Source organism: Streptomyces sp. NPDC046261, from assembly GCF_040646235.1.
Lineage (GTDB): Bacteria > Actinomycetota > Actinomycetes > Streptomycetales > Streptomycetaceae > Streptomyces.
Genome location: NZ_JBEYZU010000001.1, coordinates 469,058 through 483,598, shown reverse-complemented (window position 1 = coordinate 483,598; position 14,541 = coordinate 469,058). Strand labels below are relative to the sequence as shown.

At 71.7% G+C, this 14,541-nt stretch carries 15 protein-coding genes; 10 read left to right on the top strand and 5 right to left on the bottom strand.

What is annotated here, in order from left to right; translation table 11 throughout:
* Positions 1-106: 106 nt before the first annotated feature.
* Positions 107-1,609: an LCP family protein gene (locus tag ABZ956_RS02270; protein WP_361885608.1), complete on the bottom strand. Its 1,503-nt coding sequence runs from the start codon at positions 1,607-1,609 to the stop codon at positions 107-109.
* 158 nt (positions 1,610-1,767) lie between these two features.
* On the opposite strand from ABZ956_RS02270, the gene tatA reads away from it, so the two are divergent.
* The 3 genes from tatA to ABZ956_RS02255 all read left to right on the top strand — a co-directional run bounded on the left by tatA (position 1,768) and on the right by ABZ956_RS02255 (position 4,559).
* Complete coding sequence (gene tatA, locus ABZ956_RS02265) at positions 1,768-1,974, top strand: Sec-independent protein translocase subunit TatA (protein WP_361885605.1); 207 nt, start codon at positions 1,768-1,770, stop codon at positions 1,972-1,974.
* A gap of 97 nt (positions 1,975-2,071) precedes the next feature.
* Positions 2,072-3,427: an alkaline phosphatase gene (locus ABZ956_RS02260; protein ID WP_361885603.1), complete on the top strand. Its 1,356-nt coding sequence runs from the start codon at positions 2,072-2,074 to the stop codon at positions 3,425-3,427.
* Positions 3,428-3,620: 193 nt separating this feature from the next.
* Positions 3,621-4,559: a beta-ketoacyl-ACP synthase III gene (locus tag ABZ956_RS02255; protein ID WP_361885600.1), complete on the top strand. Its 939-nt coding sequence runs from the start codon at positions 3,621-3,623 to the stop codon at positions 4,557-4,559.
* A 119-nt stretch (positions 4,560-4,678) separates the two neighbouring features.
* On the opposite strand, the gene ABZ956_RS02250 is transcribed toward ABZ956_RS02255, so the two are convergent.
* Positions 4,679-5,590, bottom strand: a complete 912-nt coding sequence (locus ABZ956_RS02250) for a glutaminase (protein WP_361885598.1) — start codon at positions 5,588-5,590, stop codon at positions 4,679-4,681.
* 59 nt (positions 5,591-5,649) lie between these two features.
* On the opposite strand from ABZ956_RS02250, the gene ABZ956_RS02245 reads away from it, so the two are divergent.
* Positions 5,650-6,570, top strand: a complete 921-nt coding sequence (locus tag ABZ956_RS02245; RefSeq protein WP_361885595.1) for a pyridoxal-phosphate dependent enzyme — start codon at positions 5,650-5,652, stop codon at positions 6,568-6,570.
* Positions 6,571-6,583: 13 nt separating this feature from the next.
* Here ABZ956_RS02245 and ABZ956_RS02240 read toward each other — a convergent pair whose 3' ends face one another.
* Complete coding sequence (locus ABZ956_RS02240; RefSeq protein ID WP_361885592.1) at positions 6,584-8,182, bottom strand: Na+/H+ antiporter; 1,599 nt, start codon at positions 8,180-8,182, stop codon at positions 6,584-6,586.
* 52 nt (positions 8,183-8,234) lie between these two features.
* Here ABZ956_RS02240 and ABZ956_RS02235 point away from each other — a divergent pair, with 52 nt between their 5' ends.
* The 4 genes from ABZ956_RS02235 (at position 8,235) to ABZ956_RS02220 (ending at position 10,678) form a co-directional block, all read left to right on the top strand.
* The gene (locus tag ABZ956_RS02235) at positions 8,235-8,495 is read left to right on the top strand and encodes a UBP-type zinc finger domain-containing protein (RefSeq protein ID WP_361885589.1); all 261 of its coding nucleotides are present in this window, start codon (positions 8,235-8,237) and stop codon (positions 8,493-8,495) included.
* Positions 8,496-8,550: 55 nt separating this feature from the next.
* Entirely contained in the window at positions 8,551-9,096 is a 546-nt protein-coding gene (locus ABZ956_RS02230) for a GNAT family N-acetyltransferase (protein ID WP_361885586.1), read from the top strand.
* Between the two features lie 198 nt (positions 9,097-9,294).
* A complete protein-coding gene (locus ABZ956_RS02225) occupies positions 9,295-9,711 on the top strand; it encodes an anti-sigma regulatory factor (RefSeq protein WP_071962378.1) in 417 nt (138 codons plus the stop codon).
* Positions 9,712-9,727: 16 nt separating this feature from the next.
* Positions 9,728-10,678, top strand: a complete 951-nt coding sequence (locus ABZ956_RS02220; protein ID WP_361885583.1) for an RNA polymerase sigma factor SigF — start codon at positions 9,728-9,730, stop codon at positions 10,676-10,678.
* A 12-nt stretch (positions 10,679-10,690) separates the two neighbouring features.
* Here ABZ956_RS02220 and ABZ956_RS02215 read toward each other — a convergent pair whose 3' ends face one another.
* A complete protein-coding gene (locus ABZ956_RS02215; protein WP_361885580.1) occupies positions 10,691-11,179 on the bottom strand; it encodes a hypothetical protein in 489 nt (162 codons plus the stop codon).
* 114 nt (positions 11,180-11,293) lie between these two features.
* Here ABZ956_RS02215 and ABZ956_RS02210 point away from each other — a divergent pair, with 114 nt between their 5' ends.
* Together ABZ956_RS02210 and ABZ956_RS02205 are read left to right on the top strand one after the other, a co-directional pair.
* A complete protein-coding gene (locus ABZ956_RS02210; RefSeq protein WP_361885577.1) occupies positions 11,294-12,262 on the top strand; it encodes a diacylglycerol kinase family protein in 969 nt (322 codons plus the stop codon).
* Positions 12,263-12,583: 321 nt separating this feature from the next.
* The gene (locus ABZ956_RS02205) at positions 12,584-12,841 is read left to right on the top strand and encodes a WhiB family transcriptional regulator (RefSeq protein ID WP_004937597.1); all 258 of its coding nucleotides are present in this window, start codon (positions 12,584-12,586) and stop codon (positions 12,839-12,841) included.
* A 144-nt stretch (positions 12,842-12,985) separates the two neighbouring features.
* On the opposite strand, the gene ABZ956_RS02200 is transcribed toward ABZ956_RS02205, so the two are convergent.
* A complete protein-coding gene (locus ABZ956_RS02200) occupies positions 12,986-14,455 on the bottom strand; it encodes a histidine kinase N-terminal domain-containing protein (protein WP_361886651.1) in 1,470 nt (489 codons plus the stop codon).
* Positions 14,456-14,541 lie beyond the last annotated feature (86 nt).

Below are 14,541 nucleotides of genomic sequence, written 5' to 3'. Positions count from 1 at the left end.
GAAACGGACCAAACAGGCATACGGGTTCCCTCCCGGAGCCCCCCTTCCTTGGCCCCTTCCCTGCCCCCTTCCTTGCCGGCCGACCGGCTGACCAGCGGGCCGGGACTCAGCCGTACGAGAGGTTGCCGCAGGGGTCGTCGTCCGCCGACCGGACGCCGCTCACCACGTCGGAGGACAGCGTTCCGGGCGGTGGCCCCGATGTGGACGGCGAGGGCGACGGCGCGGGGGCGGGCGCCGCGGCGTAGTCACGGCCGAGGGTGACCGAGATCCCGTCCGCCGCGGCGCCCCGTACGTACGCGCCGGGGAAGAGGCGGGCCAGCGTCCGCGCGTGCCCCGCCTCGCCGGGGCCGAACTCGATCACGGTGCTCGCCGTGCCCCGCGCGCGGACCGTCGCGGTGCCGGTGACCTCGTACCCGCGCTCCCTGAGCGAGGCGGCGGCGCGGGCGGCGAGGCCGGTGACGTCGGTGCCGTTGCGGACGGAGACCTTCACCCCGTCGCCGGAGACGGGCTCCGGGGAGGGCGAGGGGGTGGCCGGCCGACTGCCGGAGCCGCCCTTGCCCGCATCCTTGCCCGCGTCCTTGCCGTCGACGGTCCGGTCGGCCCTGAGCGAGGCCCACAGCGCGTCGGCGTCGGGCTGGACGATCGCGACGCGGTTGCCGTCGTAGCGCCAGGGCAGGGTCACGAACTTCATGTTGTGCAGGTCGATGCCCTTGAGCGACATCGCGAAGGAGAGCATCTTGTTCGCCGATCCCAGCCCCGGGTCCACCGTCATCGACTTCGTGGCCGCGTCGGCGAGCGGCAGCAGCGTGGTGGGGTTGAAGCCCTGCGACCGCACCTTCTTGATCATCGCGGAGAGGAACGCCTGCTGGCGCTGGATGCGCCCGATGTCCGAGCCGTCGCCGATCCCGTGCCGCACGCGCACATAGTCCAGCGCCTTCTGCCCCGAGATGCTCTGCTGCCCCTTGTGGAAGAGGAGTTCACCACGGGTGCCCAGGTTGGGGTTCAGGTCGCCCTGGTAGACGTCCTTCGGTACGCACACCTCGACGCCACCGACGGCGGAGGTCATCGCGGAGAAGCCCGCGAAGTCCACGACGACCGTGTGGTCCACGCGCAGGCCGGTGAGTCTCTCGACGGTGTTCTGCGTACAGGCCGGGTTCCCCTTGGCCGATCCCCCCAGCGAGAACGCCGAGTTGAACATCACGTGCTGCTTCTCGGCGGTCCAACTGCCGTCGGGCATCCGGCACGGAGGGATGTCCACCAGCGTGTCCCGGGGGATCGACACGGCGACGGCGTGCTCACGGTCGCCGTAGACATGCAGCAGGAAGGCGGTGTCGGAGCGGCCCACGTCGCCGTCCCCGCCGCCGAGGCCGCCGTTGTCGCCGGCGCGCGAATCGGAGCCGATGACCAGGACGTTCTGCCCGGCGGCGCCCGCTCCGGGGCGGTTCTTGGACAGACCGCCGGCGTCGAAGGTGTCGATGTTGCCGTTGAGCCTCAGATACAGCCATCCCGCACCGGCGGCCAGCAGCACCAGGACCGACACCGCGACGACGCCGGCGATCCGTATCCGGCGCCGCGTCAGCTTGCCGGGTTTGCCTCGCCTGCCTGTCATATCCGCGCCCTCATCCGCTCCCCCGGTCCGTGCCGTGTCGCCGGGTTAGACGGGCTCCCACGCACTTTGGTTGTCCAGTTGCGCAATCTAGCAAGTATGGTGAGGGCAGTCGTTACGGCATCGCATTCACGCGTCAGATGAGAGGTGGTGGGGCGGCCGTGCTGCGCAATGCCCTGGAACCCTGGCACATCCTCGTGGTCGTCCTCGTCGTGGTCGTCCTGTTCGGGTCGAAGAAACTGCCCGACACCGCCCGCGCCCTGGGCAGGTCCATGCGCATCCTGAAAAGCGAGGCGAAGGCCCTGAAGGACGACGGCTCCGGCACCCCGGCTCCGGCCGCCGGCAGCCCTGTCGACAGCGCCCGGTGATCCTTACGTCACCTGGACGTCGCCTGCGGTACACCCACCCCTGGTGAGCTTCCTCCGGCCGGGCACCCCGCCCCGGTCCAGCTAGGAGGAATCGACCATGGCTTCTCGTCCGTACCGTCGCCGTCTCGCCTGGGGCGCCGCCGCGCTGCTCGCCGCAGGCGTCGCCGTGCCCGCGGCGGCCGCCGCGTCCGAGGACGGCGGCAGGCCGGACGTCGCGGGCCACGGCCCCAAGAAGGCCAAGAACGTCATCCTGCTCATCGGCGACGGCATGGGCGACTCGGAGATAACCCTGGCCCGCGACTACACCGTGGGCGCGGCCGGCCGGCTCAACATGGACAAGTTCCCGATGACCGGCTCGTACACCACGTACGCGGTCGACAAGAACGGCAGGCCGGACTACGTGACCGACTCCGCCGCCAGCGCCACGGGCTGGGCGACCGGGCAGAAGACGGTCAACGGCCGGCTCTCCAAGACCCCCGGCACCGACAAGGCGGTTCCCACGATCCTGGAGCTGGCCCAGAAGAAGGGCCTGGCCACCGGCAGCGTCACCACCGCCGAGCTCACCGACGCCACCCCGGCCGCCCTCGCCTCGCACGCCACCGACCGCAGCTGCCAGGGCCCGGCCGACATGAAGGCATGCCCGAACGACACGATCGCCAAGGGCGGCCCCGGCTCGATCGCCGAGCAGAGCGTGAACCACAAGGTGGACGTGCTGCTGGGCGGCGGCAAGGCCCGCTTCGACCAGAAGATCACCGAGGGCCGCTACAAGGGCCTGACCGTCACCCAGCAGGCCGAGAAGCTCGGCTACCAGGTCGTGACCGACGCCAAGGGCCTCAAGGCGGCCAAGCCCGGCACGCCCCTCCTCGGCCTGTTCGCCGACGGCAACGTGCCCGTCGAGTGGACCGGCAAGAACGCGGCCGTCGGCGGCACCGCCGCCCAGCGCTGCGTGACGAGCAACCCCGAGCGCAAGGCCGGCACCCCCGCCCTGGAGGAGCAGACCCGCAGGGCGCTGGCGCTCCTGGACACCCCCAAGGCCAAGAAGAATGGTTTCTTCCTTCAGGTGGAGGGGGCCTCGATCGACAAGCGCGACCACGCCGCGGACCCGTGCGGCCAGATCGGCGAGACGGCCGCCTTCGACCGCGCCGTGAAGGTCGCCCGCGACTACGCCGCCAAGCACCCCGACACGCTCGTCGTCACCACCGCCGACCACGGCCACACCAGCCAGATCGTGCCGCTGGAGGCCAACCCGCCCGGCCTGTCCTCCACGCTGATCACCAACGAGGGTCAGCAGCTGAAGGTCAACTACTCCTCCAACACCCCGGGCAAGGCCCAGGAGCACACCGGCACCCAGGTCCGCATCGCCGCCCAGGGCCCCCAGGCCCACCGCGTCCTCGGCCTCACCGACCAGACCGAGCTCTTCACCACCCTGCGCACGGCGCTCTCCCTGCGCTGATCCACCGCCCGCGGGCACCCCGTGAGCACGGCCCGGCCGCTTCCTGCGGCCGGGCCACTGCCGTGCCGCTGCTGGGCCGCTGCTGATTGCGCCAGTTATCCCGCCGGAAGATTGGTGGATCACACACGTGGCCCGGGGCCCCGCGCCGTCAAGACTGAGAGGTCCTTGTCCCTCGCCCGCAGGAGGACCCCCGATGTCCGGGTCTCGCGTTCTGGCCCTCGGCCACTACCAGCCCGCCAGGGTGCTCACCAACGACGAGCTCGCCACCCTGGTCGACACCAGCGACGAGTGGATCCGCTCCCGCGTGGGCATCCGCACCCGCCGGATCGCCGAGCCCGGCGAGAGCGTGGCCTCCATGGCCACCGAGGCCGCCGCCAAGGCGCTGGCCAACAGCGGGCTCGCCCCCGACGACATCGACCTCGTCCTCGTGGCCACCTGCACGGCCGTCGACCGCAGCCCGAACACGGCCGCGCGCGTCGCCGCCGCGCTGGGCCTGCCCTCCCCCGCCGTCATGGACCTCAACGTCGTCTGTGCCGGCTTCACCCACGCCCTCGCCTCCGCCGACCACGCCATCCGCGCCGGATCGGCGAGGAACGCCCTGGTCATCGGCGTGGAGAAATTCACCGACGTCACCGACTGGACCGACCGCACCACCTGCGTCCTGGTCGGCGACGGCGCCGGCGCGGCCGTGATCACGGCGTCGGCGGAGCCGGAGATCGGCCCGGTCGTCTGGGGCTCGGTGCCCACGATGGGACACGCCGTGCGGATCGAGGGCACTCCCTCGCGCTTCGCCCAGGAAGGCCAGTCCGTCTACCGCTGGGCCACCACCCAGCTCCCGCCGATCGCCCGGCAGGTGTGCCTGCGGGCCGGCGTCGAGCCGGAGGATCTGGCGGCCGTCGTCCTGCACCAGGCCAACCTCCGCATCATCGAGCCGGTGGCGCGCAAGCTGGGCGCCGTCAACGCGATCGTCGCCAGCGATGTGACGGAGTCGGGCAACACCTCGGCGGCGAGCATCCCGCTCGCCCTGTCCAAGCTGGTGGCGACGGGCCGGGTGGCGCCGGGCGCGCCGGTGCTGCTGTTCGGCTTCGGCGGCAACCTGTCGTACGCGGGCCAGGTCATCCGCTGCCCGTAGCGGACCGGGCCTAACCCGCCGGGCGCGGCACCGCCTCAGAACACCAACCACCCGGTCAGCGTCGTACCGCATCTCCCGGGGGCAACCCCCGGACCCCCGGCCGACCCCCGGGCACCGCCTCAGAACACCGACCACCCGGTCAGCGTCGTGAAGTGGTCGAGCGCCGCCACGCCGGCCACGGAGTTGCCGCGTGAGTCCAGGCCCGGGCTCCATACGCACAGCGTGCACCGTCCCGGTATCACCGCGACGATGCCGCCGCCCACGCCGCTCTTGCCGGGCAGCCCCACCCGGTAGGCGAAGTCGCCGGCGGCGTCGTAGGTGCCGCACGTCAGCATGACCGCGTTGATCTGCTTGGCCTCGCGGCGCGGCAGCAGCCGCGTGCCGTCGGCGCGCAGGCCGTGGCGGGCCAGGAAGCCGCTCGCGAGCGCCAGGTCGCGGCAGCTCATCTCGATGGCGCACTGCCAGAAGTAGTGCTCCAGAACCGTCGGCACGGGGTTGTCGAGGTTGCCGTAGCTGGCCATGAAATGGGCGAGGGCGGCATTGCGGTCGCCGTGCTCGGACTCGGACTTGGCGACGGCCGGGTCGAAGGAGACCTCGGGATTGCCGCTCTCCGCGCGCAGGAACTCCAGCATCGTCGTGCTCGCGTCCCCGGTCAGCGTCTGCAGCCGGTCGGTCACCACCAGCGCGCCCGCGTTGATGAACGGATTGCGCGGGATGCCGTGCTCGTACTCGAGCTGCACCAGCGAGTTGAAGGGGTTGCCGGACGGCTCGGTGCCCACCCGGTCCCAGATGCGGTCGCCGCCCTCGGCCAGGACGAGGGCGAGGCTGAAGGCCTTGGAGATGGACTGCACGGAGAACGGCCGCTCCCAGTCCCCCACGCCGTACACGCCGCCGTCGATGTCGGCGACGGCCATCCCGAAGCGCGTGGTGTCCACCTCGGCCAGGGCCGGGATGTAGTCGGCCACCTGGCCGCGACCGATCAGTGGACGGGCGAACGCGGCGACCTCTTCGAGTACGGCCTGGTAGTCCACTGCTGCTCTGCGCTTTCCTAGCTTCGTTGCTGGCCGGGCAAGAGTACAAAATGGACGGTGTGACCAGCGACAATCCCCCCGGTGCGGCCCGCCTCGACGCCCTGCGGCCGCGGCTGCCCTCGCCCCTGGCGGAGCTGCGGGACGAGCGGTTCGCGCGGCATGGCCTGCGCCTGCTGCTCAAACGGGACGATCTGATACATCCGGACCTGCCGGGCAACAAGTGGCGCAAGCTGGCGCCGAACCTGGAGGCGGCCGCCGCGGCCGGCCGGCGCACGCTGCTCACCTTCGGCGGCGCGTACTCCAACCACCTGCGGGCCACGGCGGCGGCCGGCCGGCTGCTGGGCTTCGCCACCGTGGGCATCGTCCGCGGCGCCGAACTGGCCGACCGCCCGCTCAACCCGTCCCTGCGGCAGTGCGCGGCGGACGGCATGCGGCTGCGCTTCGTCGACCGGGCCACCTACCGGCGCAAGGCCGAGCCGGAGGTCCTGGCCTCCCTCATGGAGGAGGAGTGCTTCGTCATCCCCGAGGGCGGCAGCAACGCGGCCGCGGCACGCGGCTGCGCCGGGCTCGGGGAGGAGCTGCGCGGTGCCGCGGACGTGGTCGGTGTCGCCTGCGGTACGGGCGGCACGCTGGCCGGGCTGGCGGCGGGCCTGGCCGCCGGTCAGCGGGCGATCGGCTTCCCGGTGCTCAAGGGCGGCTTCCTGGGCGGTGAGGTGGAGCGCCTGCAGCAGGAGGCGTTCGGCGGCCGGCGTGGCGACTGGACGCTGGACGAGCGCTTCCACTGCGGCGGCTACGCCAGGAGCTCGCCGGAGCTCGAGGAGTTCGCGGCGGACTTCGAGGCCCGCCACGGGCTGGCGCTGGAGCGGCTGTACGTGGCGAAGATGCTGTACGGGCTGACGACGCTGGCGCGGGAGGGGGCGTTCGCGCCGGGCACGAGGGTGGCGGCCGTGATCACGGGCGCGCCCGACGCGCCCTCCTGACCGGGCCCTTCCGCTAGCCCGTCTCCTCCCGGTACGCCGCCGCCTCCTCGAGGTCCAGCCGGCGCAGCAGCGTCCGCAGGAGCTCGTCGTCGATGCGGCGGGCGTCCCGCAGGGCCACGAAGACCTCGCGTTCGGCGCCGATCACCTCGCGCGCGAGACGGCGGTAGGTGTCGTCCACCGACTCACCCGTCCTCTCGTCGACCGCGCCCAGCCGCTCCCAGACCGCGTTGCGGCGCCGTTCGAGCACGGCGCGCAGACGGTCGGCGAGCGGCGGGGGGAGGGCGTTGCGCTCGTCGGCCAGCAGCTCTTCGAGGCGGGCCTCGGCGGCCTCGGACGCCTCGCTCTGGGCCTGGGCCTCGGCGAGGGTGACCACGCCGGGGTCGCGGTCGGGCAGCCGCAGACGGCGGATGAGCGGGGGCAGGGTGAGGCCCTGGACGACGAGGGTGCCGATGACGGTGGTGAAGGTGAGGAAGAGGATCAGGTTGCGGGCGGGGAAGGGGGCGCCGTCGTTCGTGGTGACGGGGATGGAGAAGGCGATGGCGAGGGAGACGACGCCCCGCATGCCGGCCCAGCCGACCACGGCGGGCGCTTTCCACGTGGTGTCCGGCTCGCGCTCGCGGATGCGGGCGGAGAGCACGCGCGGCAGGAACGTGGCCGGGAAGACCCACAGGTAGCGGACGAGGACGACCACGACGAAGAGGACGACGGCGTACCAGGCTGCCTCGCCGAGCCCGTAGTCCCCGAGGTCGCGCAGCACCACGGGCAGCTGAAGGCCGATCAGGGCGAAGACGGCTGACTCCAGGATGAAGGCGACCATCCGCCACACGGCCGCCTCCTGGAGGCGGGTGGCGAAGTCGACCTGCCAGGCGCGGTGGCCCAGGTAGAGGGCGACGACCACGACGGCGAGCACCCCGGAGGCGTGGACCTTCTCGGCGGCGGCGTAGGCGACGAAGGGGATGAGGAGGGAGAGGGTGTTCTGCAGCAGCGGCTCGCGCAGGTGCTTGCGCAGCCAGTGGATCGGCACCATGAGGACCAGGCCGACGCCGATGCCGCCGAGGGCCGCGACGGCGAACGCGCCGATGCCCTGCGCCCAGGTCGCGCCCGCGCCGACGGCCGCGGCGAGGGCGACCCGGTAGGCGGTGATGGCGGTCGCGTCGTTCACCAGGGACTCGCCCTGGAGGATGGTGGTGATCCGCGAGGGCAGCCCGAGGCGGCGGGCGATGGCGGTGGCGGCGACCGCGTCCGGCGGGGCGACGACCGCTCCGAACACCAGGGCCGCGGCGGGCGGGAGCCCGGGCACCAGGCGGTGGGCGACGTATCCGACGGCGAGGGTCGCGAAGAGGACGTAGCCGACGGAGAGCAGCGCCACCGGCCGCAGGTTGGCGCGGAGGTCGAGGTAGGAGCTGTCGAGGGCGGCGGTGTGCAGCAGGGGCGGCAGCAGCAGCGGCAGGACGACGTGGGGGTCGAGGGCGTAGTCCGGTACGCCCGGCACGTAGGCGGCGAGCAGCCCGGCGGCCACCAGCAGCAGCGGCGCGGGCACGGGCGTGCGGCGGGCGGCGCCGGCGATGGCCGCGCCGCCCGCGACCAGGAGCAGCAGTGGCATGACGTCCATGGGTCCCCGCCTGTCTCCCGTCCTCGGGCATGCGCGCTCTAACCTGGCAATCATGATCGAGTGTTCTCATCTTCCGCTGCTGCCGCGCCCCGAACCGCGGCCGCTGAGCGCGACGTGCCCCGAGTGCGCGGCGGCGGGCAGCCACCCGGTGCAGCTGCGGCTGTGCCTGGAGTGCGGGCACGTGGGCTGCTGCGACTCCTCGCCGTACCGGCACGCGACGGGGCACTTCGAGGAGACGGGTCACGCGGTGATGCGCAGCTTCGAGCCGGGGCAGACCTGGCGCTGGTGCTACGTGGACAAGCACATCGTCTGAGCGCGGCCGGTCGCGGAGCCGGGGCGCTGTCACCGGCTGCCGCTAGCATGCACGCATGATCCGATCCGCGACGCCCGCCGACGTCCCCGTCCTGCACGCGATGATCCGCGAACTGGCGGACTACGAACGGGCGCTGGAGGAGGCCCGGGCCACCGAGGAGCAGCTGCGCGAGGCGCTCTTCGGGCCGCACCCCGCGATCTTCGCACTGATAGCGGAGAGTGACGACGACGCGGACGCGGCGGCGGCCGGGGGCCCGGAGGTCGTCGGCTTCGCGCTGTGGTTCCGCAACTTCTCGACGTGGACGGGCACGCACGGTATCTACCTCGAAGACCTCTACGTCCGGCCGGAGTCGCGCGGCGCGGGCCACGGCAAGGCGCTCCTGGCGGAGCTCGCCCGGATCTGCGTGGAGCGGGGCTACGAGCGTTTCGAGTGGTCAGTGCTGGACTGGAACGCGCCCGCGATCGCGTTCTACAAAGCGCTGGGCGCCGAGGCGATGGACGGCTGGACCGTGCGACGGATGTCGGGAGAACCGCTCCAGGCCCTTGCGGCGCTCGCGCAGAGTGACGAAAATCCCAACAGGCCGATTTCTCTTTCGATTTGAGACCGCACGGACCTAGCCACTGTCCGTACTCATGGGTTTACCATGAGTGACAGTCGTGGGCCTGCGGCGCGGAACCGCAGATCGCGATAGCGTCTCAGCCGGACCATGTGCCGCACCGGCCCGCTCACCCTTCCGTCGAAGGCCGCGGGACCGGCGCTCCCGACAGCTCAATGAGCTTGTGCCACCTTGGAGGTGAGGGTGTCCCCAATCGCAGGCGAGCCTGGGACGACCCAGGACTTCGTGGAAGTCCGGCTGCCCGCTGCGGGTGCCTACCTGTCGGTGCTGCGGACGGCGACTGCCGGCCTCGCGGCCCGCTTGGACTTCACCCTCGACGAGATCGAGGACTTGCGCATCGCCGTCGACGAGGCGTGCGCGATCCTGCTGCAACAGGCCGTCCCCGGCTCCGTGCTCAGCTGCGTCTTCCGCCTCGTGGGCGACGCGCTGCGGGTGACGGTCTCGGCACCCACCACGGACGGCCGCGCGCCCGAGCGCGACACCTTCGCCTGGACGGTGCTCTCCGCCCTGGCCGGTGAGGTCGACTCCACGGTCGCGGACGACCGTACGGTCAGCATCAGCCTGCACAAGAAGCGCGGCGCCGGCCCCGGGCAGCCGTGACGAAAGAGGGGGCTCCGTGAGTACTGCGTCATCGCGGGGAGTGCGCACCCCGGCCATCCCGCAGCAGCCTGCCCGGCCGCATCCGGAGGACCTCGATCCGGACCAGGCTCCGGACCCGTCCGGTCCGGAGCCGGACCAGGCGAGCGACCCATCAGAGCGGGCGGACCACATGGATCAGCACCAGCACCAGCGGCGGCACCAGCATGCCGATCCGCACGACCGCAGCGGCGCCCGGGCCCTGTTCATCGAGCTGCGGCAGCTGCCGGACGGTTCACCGGAACGTGCCGAGCTGCGCAATCACCTGGTGCGGATGCACCTGCCGCTGGTGGAGCATCTGGCGCGGCGGTTCCGCAACCGCGGCGAGCCGCTCGACGACCTGACCCAGGTCGCCACCATCGGCCTGATCAAGTCCGTGGACCGCTTCGACCCGGACCGCGGGGTGGAGTTCTCCACATACGCCACGCCCACGGTCGTCGGCGAGATCAAGCGGCACTTCCGCGACAAGGGCTGGGCGGTGCGGGTGCCGCGCCGGCTCCAGGAACTGCGGCTGGCCCTGACGACGGCCACGGCCGAGCTGTCCCAGCGGCACGGGCGCGCTCCCACGGTGCACGAGCTGGCCGAGCACCTGGGGATCTCCGAGGAGGAGGTGCTGGAGGGGCTGGAGTCCGCCAACGCGTACAGCACGCTCTCGCTGGACGTGCCGGACACCGACGACGAGTCCCCGGCGGTCGCGGACACCCTGGGCGCCGAGGACGAGGCGCTGGAGGGCGTGGAGTACCGCGAGTCCCTCAAGCCGTTGCTGGAGGACCTGCCGCCGCGCGAGAAGAAGATCCTGCTGCTGCGCTTCTTCGGCAACATGACCCAGTCGCAGATCGCCCAGGAGGTGGGCATCTCGCAGATGCACGTCTCCCGGCTGCTGGCCCGTACGCTCGCCCAGCTGCGGGACCGGCTGCTCATCGAGGAGTAGCCGCCGGCGCCGTCAGCTCTCGCGCGGTCCGATGCCGAGCGCCTCGGTCGCCGTGGGGTTCACCAGCAGTGCCAGGGTGGCCACGGCGACCAGCGCCAGCGCCACGGCCGCCGCGACGAGCGCGCCACCGCCGTTGTAGAGCGTCCAGGCCACCGGCAGCGCCATGATCTGCGTGATCATGGCGGGGCCGCGGCTCCAGCGGCGGCGCAGCCACAGCCCGCGCGCCGCGGTCAGCGGCAGCGCGGCCAGCGCGAGCACCGTCAGCCCGCCCATCTCCGCCTGCTGCGGGCTGTCCGGACGGCCCAGCAGGCCCATGATCAGCAGATAGACGCCCGAGGCCGCCAGCGCCAGCCCTTCCAGGGCGGTGAGCGCGGCGGCCGCCGTCAGCCGGGCCGGCCGGGGGCCGGTGGGCTCCGGGGCGGGCGCGGAGGCGGCGCGCTGGGGGGTGCTCTGCCGGGCACCCTTCCGGGCGGTGTTCGACGCGGACTGCTTGCTGCTCACTCCTGCAGGGTATCTGTACGAAAACGTCGGGTGGGGGCACCTCCCGCGCCGTTCGGGCCGTGGGGGCCGGGCCTGGGATGGGTCGTGTACCGACAGGTAGGTAGGCTGGCGCGCATGCGTGCGCTTCTCGTGGTCAATCCTTCGGCCACCACCACCAGTGCCCGTACTCGTGATGTCCTGGCGCACGCGCTGGCCAGCGACCTCAAGCTGGACGTCGCCACCACCGAGTACCGCGGGCACGCGCGGGACCTGGCGCGCCGTGCCGCCGAGAGCGGGAACATCGAGCTGGTGGTCGCCCTCGGCGGCGACGGCACGGTCAACGAGGTGGTCAACGGCCTGCTGCACGCCGGCCCCGATCCCGAGGGCCTGCCGCGGCTGGCCGTGGTGCCCGGCGGCTCCACCAATGTCTTCGCCCGCGCCCTGGGCCTGCCCAACGACGTCGTGGAGGCGACCGGGGCGCTGCTGGACGCCGTCCGGGACGGCTCCGAGCGCACGGTCGGCCTGGGGCTGGCGGCCGGGACCCCGGGCACGGAGGACGAGGGCGTGCCGGAGCGCTGGTTCACCTTCTGCGCGGGATTCGGCTTCGACGCGGGGGTCGTCGGCCGGGTGGAGCAGCAGCGGGAGAGCGGCAAGCGTTCGACACACTCCCTGTATGTGCGACAGGCGATGCGCCAGTTCTTCGGAGAAACGAACCGCCGACACGGCTCGATCACCCTCGAACGGCCGGGCGAGGAGCCACTCGGCAATCTCGTCATGTCGATAATCTGCAACACCGCGCCGTGGACCTATCTGGGCAACCGGCCGGTCTACGCGGCGCCCGAGGCGTCCTTCGACACCGCCCTTGACGTGCTGGGATTCACCAAGCTGTCGGCGCTGACGGCGGCCCGCCACGCCACTCAGCTGCTGACGTCGACGCCGGAGCGGGGTCCGCAGGGCAGACACGCTGTGTCACTGCATGACCAGACCTCCTTCACCTTGCATTCGCAGGCTCCCCTGCCGTTCCAGATGGACGGCGACCACCTCGGACTGCGGACGAGCGTGACGTTCACAGGCGTACGCCGTGCACTGCGTGTGATTGTGTGAGTGCTAGGGCCTAAAGTCCTTCTACTCGAACGTTTAGACTGGGTTCCACCCCCTGGAATGACGGCTGTGACCTAGCCGACACCGAGGAATCAAAAAAAACTTTCCGGAAGGGGTTGTATCCGTCGCCGAGGTTTGCGAGTCTCTTCATGGCGATCGGGACAGCCCGCCATCAAGGCTTCCCGGATAGCCCACGAACCCCCTCCTTCTTCTCTGGACCGCATCCAGCCCTGCCTGGGCGTCGGCCCTTCCCTTGCGGGGGGATTCGTGAAAGCGTTCACATTCACAAGCCACGTAGCCGTCACACGAGGAGATGGAGCAGCCATGGACTGGCGTCACAACGCCGTTTGCCGCGAGGAAGACCCCGAGCTGTTCTTCCCCATCGGCAACACCGGTCCTGCGCTGCTGCAGATCGAGGAAGCCAAGGCCGTCTGCCGCCGCTGCCCCGTCATGGAGCAGTGCCTGCAGTGGGCGCTCGAGTCCGGCCAGGACTCCGGCGTCTGGGGTGGCCTCAGCGAGGACGAGCGCCGCGCGATGAAGCGTCGCGCCGCCCGTAACCGGGCGCGCAACGCGACCGCCTGACGACGCCCCTCGGCCCCCGAGCCGCAGCGCGCAGTACCCCCCGATGCGCAAGCGATGCGCTGAGCATCGCGCCGTGAAGCTTTGAGCCCCGGACCTCCTCGATGAGGTCCGGGGCTCAGCGCTGTGCGGGGGCGGAGGCCGGTGTCACGGCTTCTCCGGCCCTACGGGAATGTCGAGCACCACGCGCGTTCCCTGCCCGGAAGCGGGCACCATGTCGAACGTTCCGCCCAACTCCCCCTCGACCAGGGTCCGTACGATCTGCAGTCCGAGGTTGCCGGCGCGCTGCGGGTCGAAGCCCTCGGGCAGCCCGCGGCCGTCGTCCTGCACGGAGATCAGCAGCCGGGCGTCCTTGCGGGTGCCGCCGCGCACCGCGGTGACCTCGACCGTGCCCTGCTCCCCCGGCCCGAAGCCGTGCTCGAGGGCGTTCTGCAGCAACTCGGTCAGCACCATCGACAGCGGCGTGGCGACCTCGGCGTCGAGTATCCCGAAGCGTCCCGTCCGGCGGGCGGCGACCCGGCCCGGGGAGATCTCGGCGACCATGGCGAGCACCCGGTCGGCGATCTCGTCGAATTCCACCCGTTCGTCGAGATTCTGCGACAGCGTCTCGTGGACGATCGCAATCGATCCGACCCGGCGGACCGCCTCCTCCAGCGCCTCGCGGCCCTCGGGCGAGCCGATGCGGCGGGCCTGCAGGCGCAGCAGGGCGGCGACGGTCTGGAGATTGTTCTTCACCCGGTGGTGGATCTCCCGGATGGTCGCGTCCTTGGTGATCAACTCGCGCTCGCGGCGTCGCAGTTCGGTCACATCGCGCAACAGTACGAGTGAACCGATGTGACTGCCCTTGGGTTTGAGCGGGATCGCCCTCAGATGAATGACCCCGTCGTTCGCCTCGACCTCGAACTCGCGCGGCGCCCAGCCGCTCGCGAGCTTGGCCAGTCCCTCGTCGACCGGGGTGCGGGAGGGTGCCAACTGAGCGGTGGTCTCGCCCAGATGATGCCCGACGAGGTCGGCGGCGAGGCCGAGCCGGTGATAGGCGGAGAGCGCGTTGGGGCTGGCGTACTGGACGACACCGTCGGCGTCGAGCCTGATCAGGCCGTCGCCGGCGCGCGGCGAGGCGTCCATGTCGACTTGTTGACCGGGGAACGGGAAGGCGCCTGCGGCGATCATCTGTGCCAGGTCGGAGGCGCTCTGCAGATAGGTGAGCTCCAGCCGGCTGGGCGTGCGGACCGTCAGCAGATTCGTGTTCCGGGCGATGACCCCCAGAACCCGTCCTTCCCGGCGGACCGGGATGGACTCCACCCGCACGGGCACCTCCTCGCGCCACTCCGGGTCGCCCTCACGCACGATCCGGCCCTCGTCGAGGGCGGCGTCGAGCATGGGGCGCCGGCCGCGCGGCACGAGGTGGCCGACCATGTCGTCCTGGTAGGAGGTGGGGCCGGTGTTGGGCCGCATCTGGGCGACGGACACATAGCGGGTGCCGTCGAGCGTGGGCACCCACAGCACCAGGTCGGCGAAGGAGAGGTCGGAGAGCAGCTGCCACTCCGAGACCAGCAGATGCAGCCACTCCAGGTCGGAGTCGTCGAGTGCGGTGTGCTGGCGTACGAGGTCGTTCATGGAGGGCACGGCTGTGAGCCTACCCGCGCGGCGGCCCCGGGGGATTTTTCCCCGGCGCCGGGGCATGGACAGCGGAGAATGGTCTA

Excerpts from the sequence above, each read along its gene's own strand:
- ABZ956_RS02270 (WP_361885608.1), bottom strand. The coding sequence starts at position 1,609 with ATGACAGGCAGGCGAGGCAAACCCGGCAAGCTGACGCGGCGCCGGATA.
- ABZ956_RS02260 (WP_361885603.1), top strand. The coding sequence starts at position 2,072 with ATGGCTTCTCGTCCGTACCGTCGCCGTCTCGCCTGGGGCGCCGCCGCG.
- ABZ956_RS02255 (WP_361885600.1), top strand. The coding sequence starts at position 3,621 with ATGTCCGGGTCTCGCGTTCTGGCCCTCGGCCACTACCAGCCCGCCAGG.
- ABZ956_RS02240 (WP_361885592.1), bottom strand. The coding sequence starts at position 8,182 with ATGGACGTCATGCCACTGCTGCTCCTGGTCGCGGGCGGCGCGGCCATC.
- ABZ956_RS02235 (WP_361885589.1), top strand. The coding sequence starts at position 8,235 with ATGATCGAGTGTTCTCATCTTCCGCTGCTGCCGCGCCCCGAACCGCGG.
- ABZ956_RS02230 (WP_361885586.1), top strand. The coding sequence starts at position 8,551 with ATGATCCGATCCGCGACGCCCGCCGACGTCCCCGTCCTGCACGCGATG.
- ABZ956_RS02210 (WP_361885577.1), top strand. The coding sequence starts at position 11,294 with ATGCGTGCGCTTCTCGTGGTCAATCCTTCGGCCACCACCACCAGTGCC.
- ABZ956_RS02205 (WP_004937597.1), top strand. The coding sequence starts at position 12,584 with ATGGACTGGCGTCACAACGCCGTTTGCCGCGAGGAAGACCCCGAGCTG.
- ABZ956_RS02200 (WP_361886651.1), bottom strand. The coding sequence starts at position 14,455 with ATGAACGACCTCGTACGCCAGCACACCGCACTCGACGACTCCGACCTG.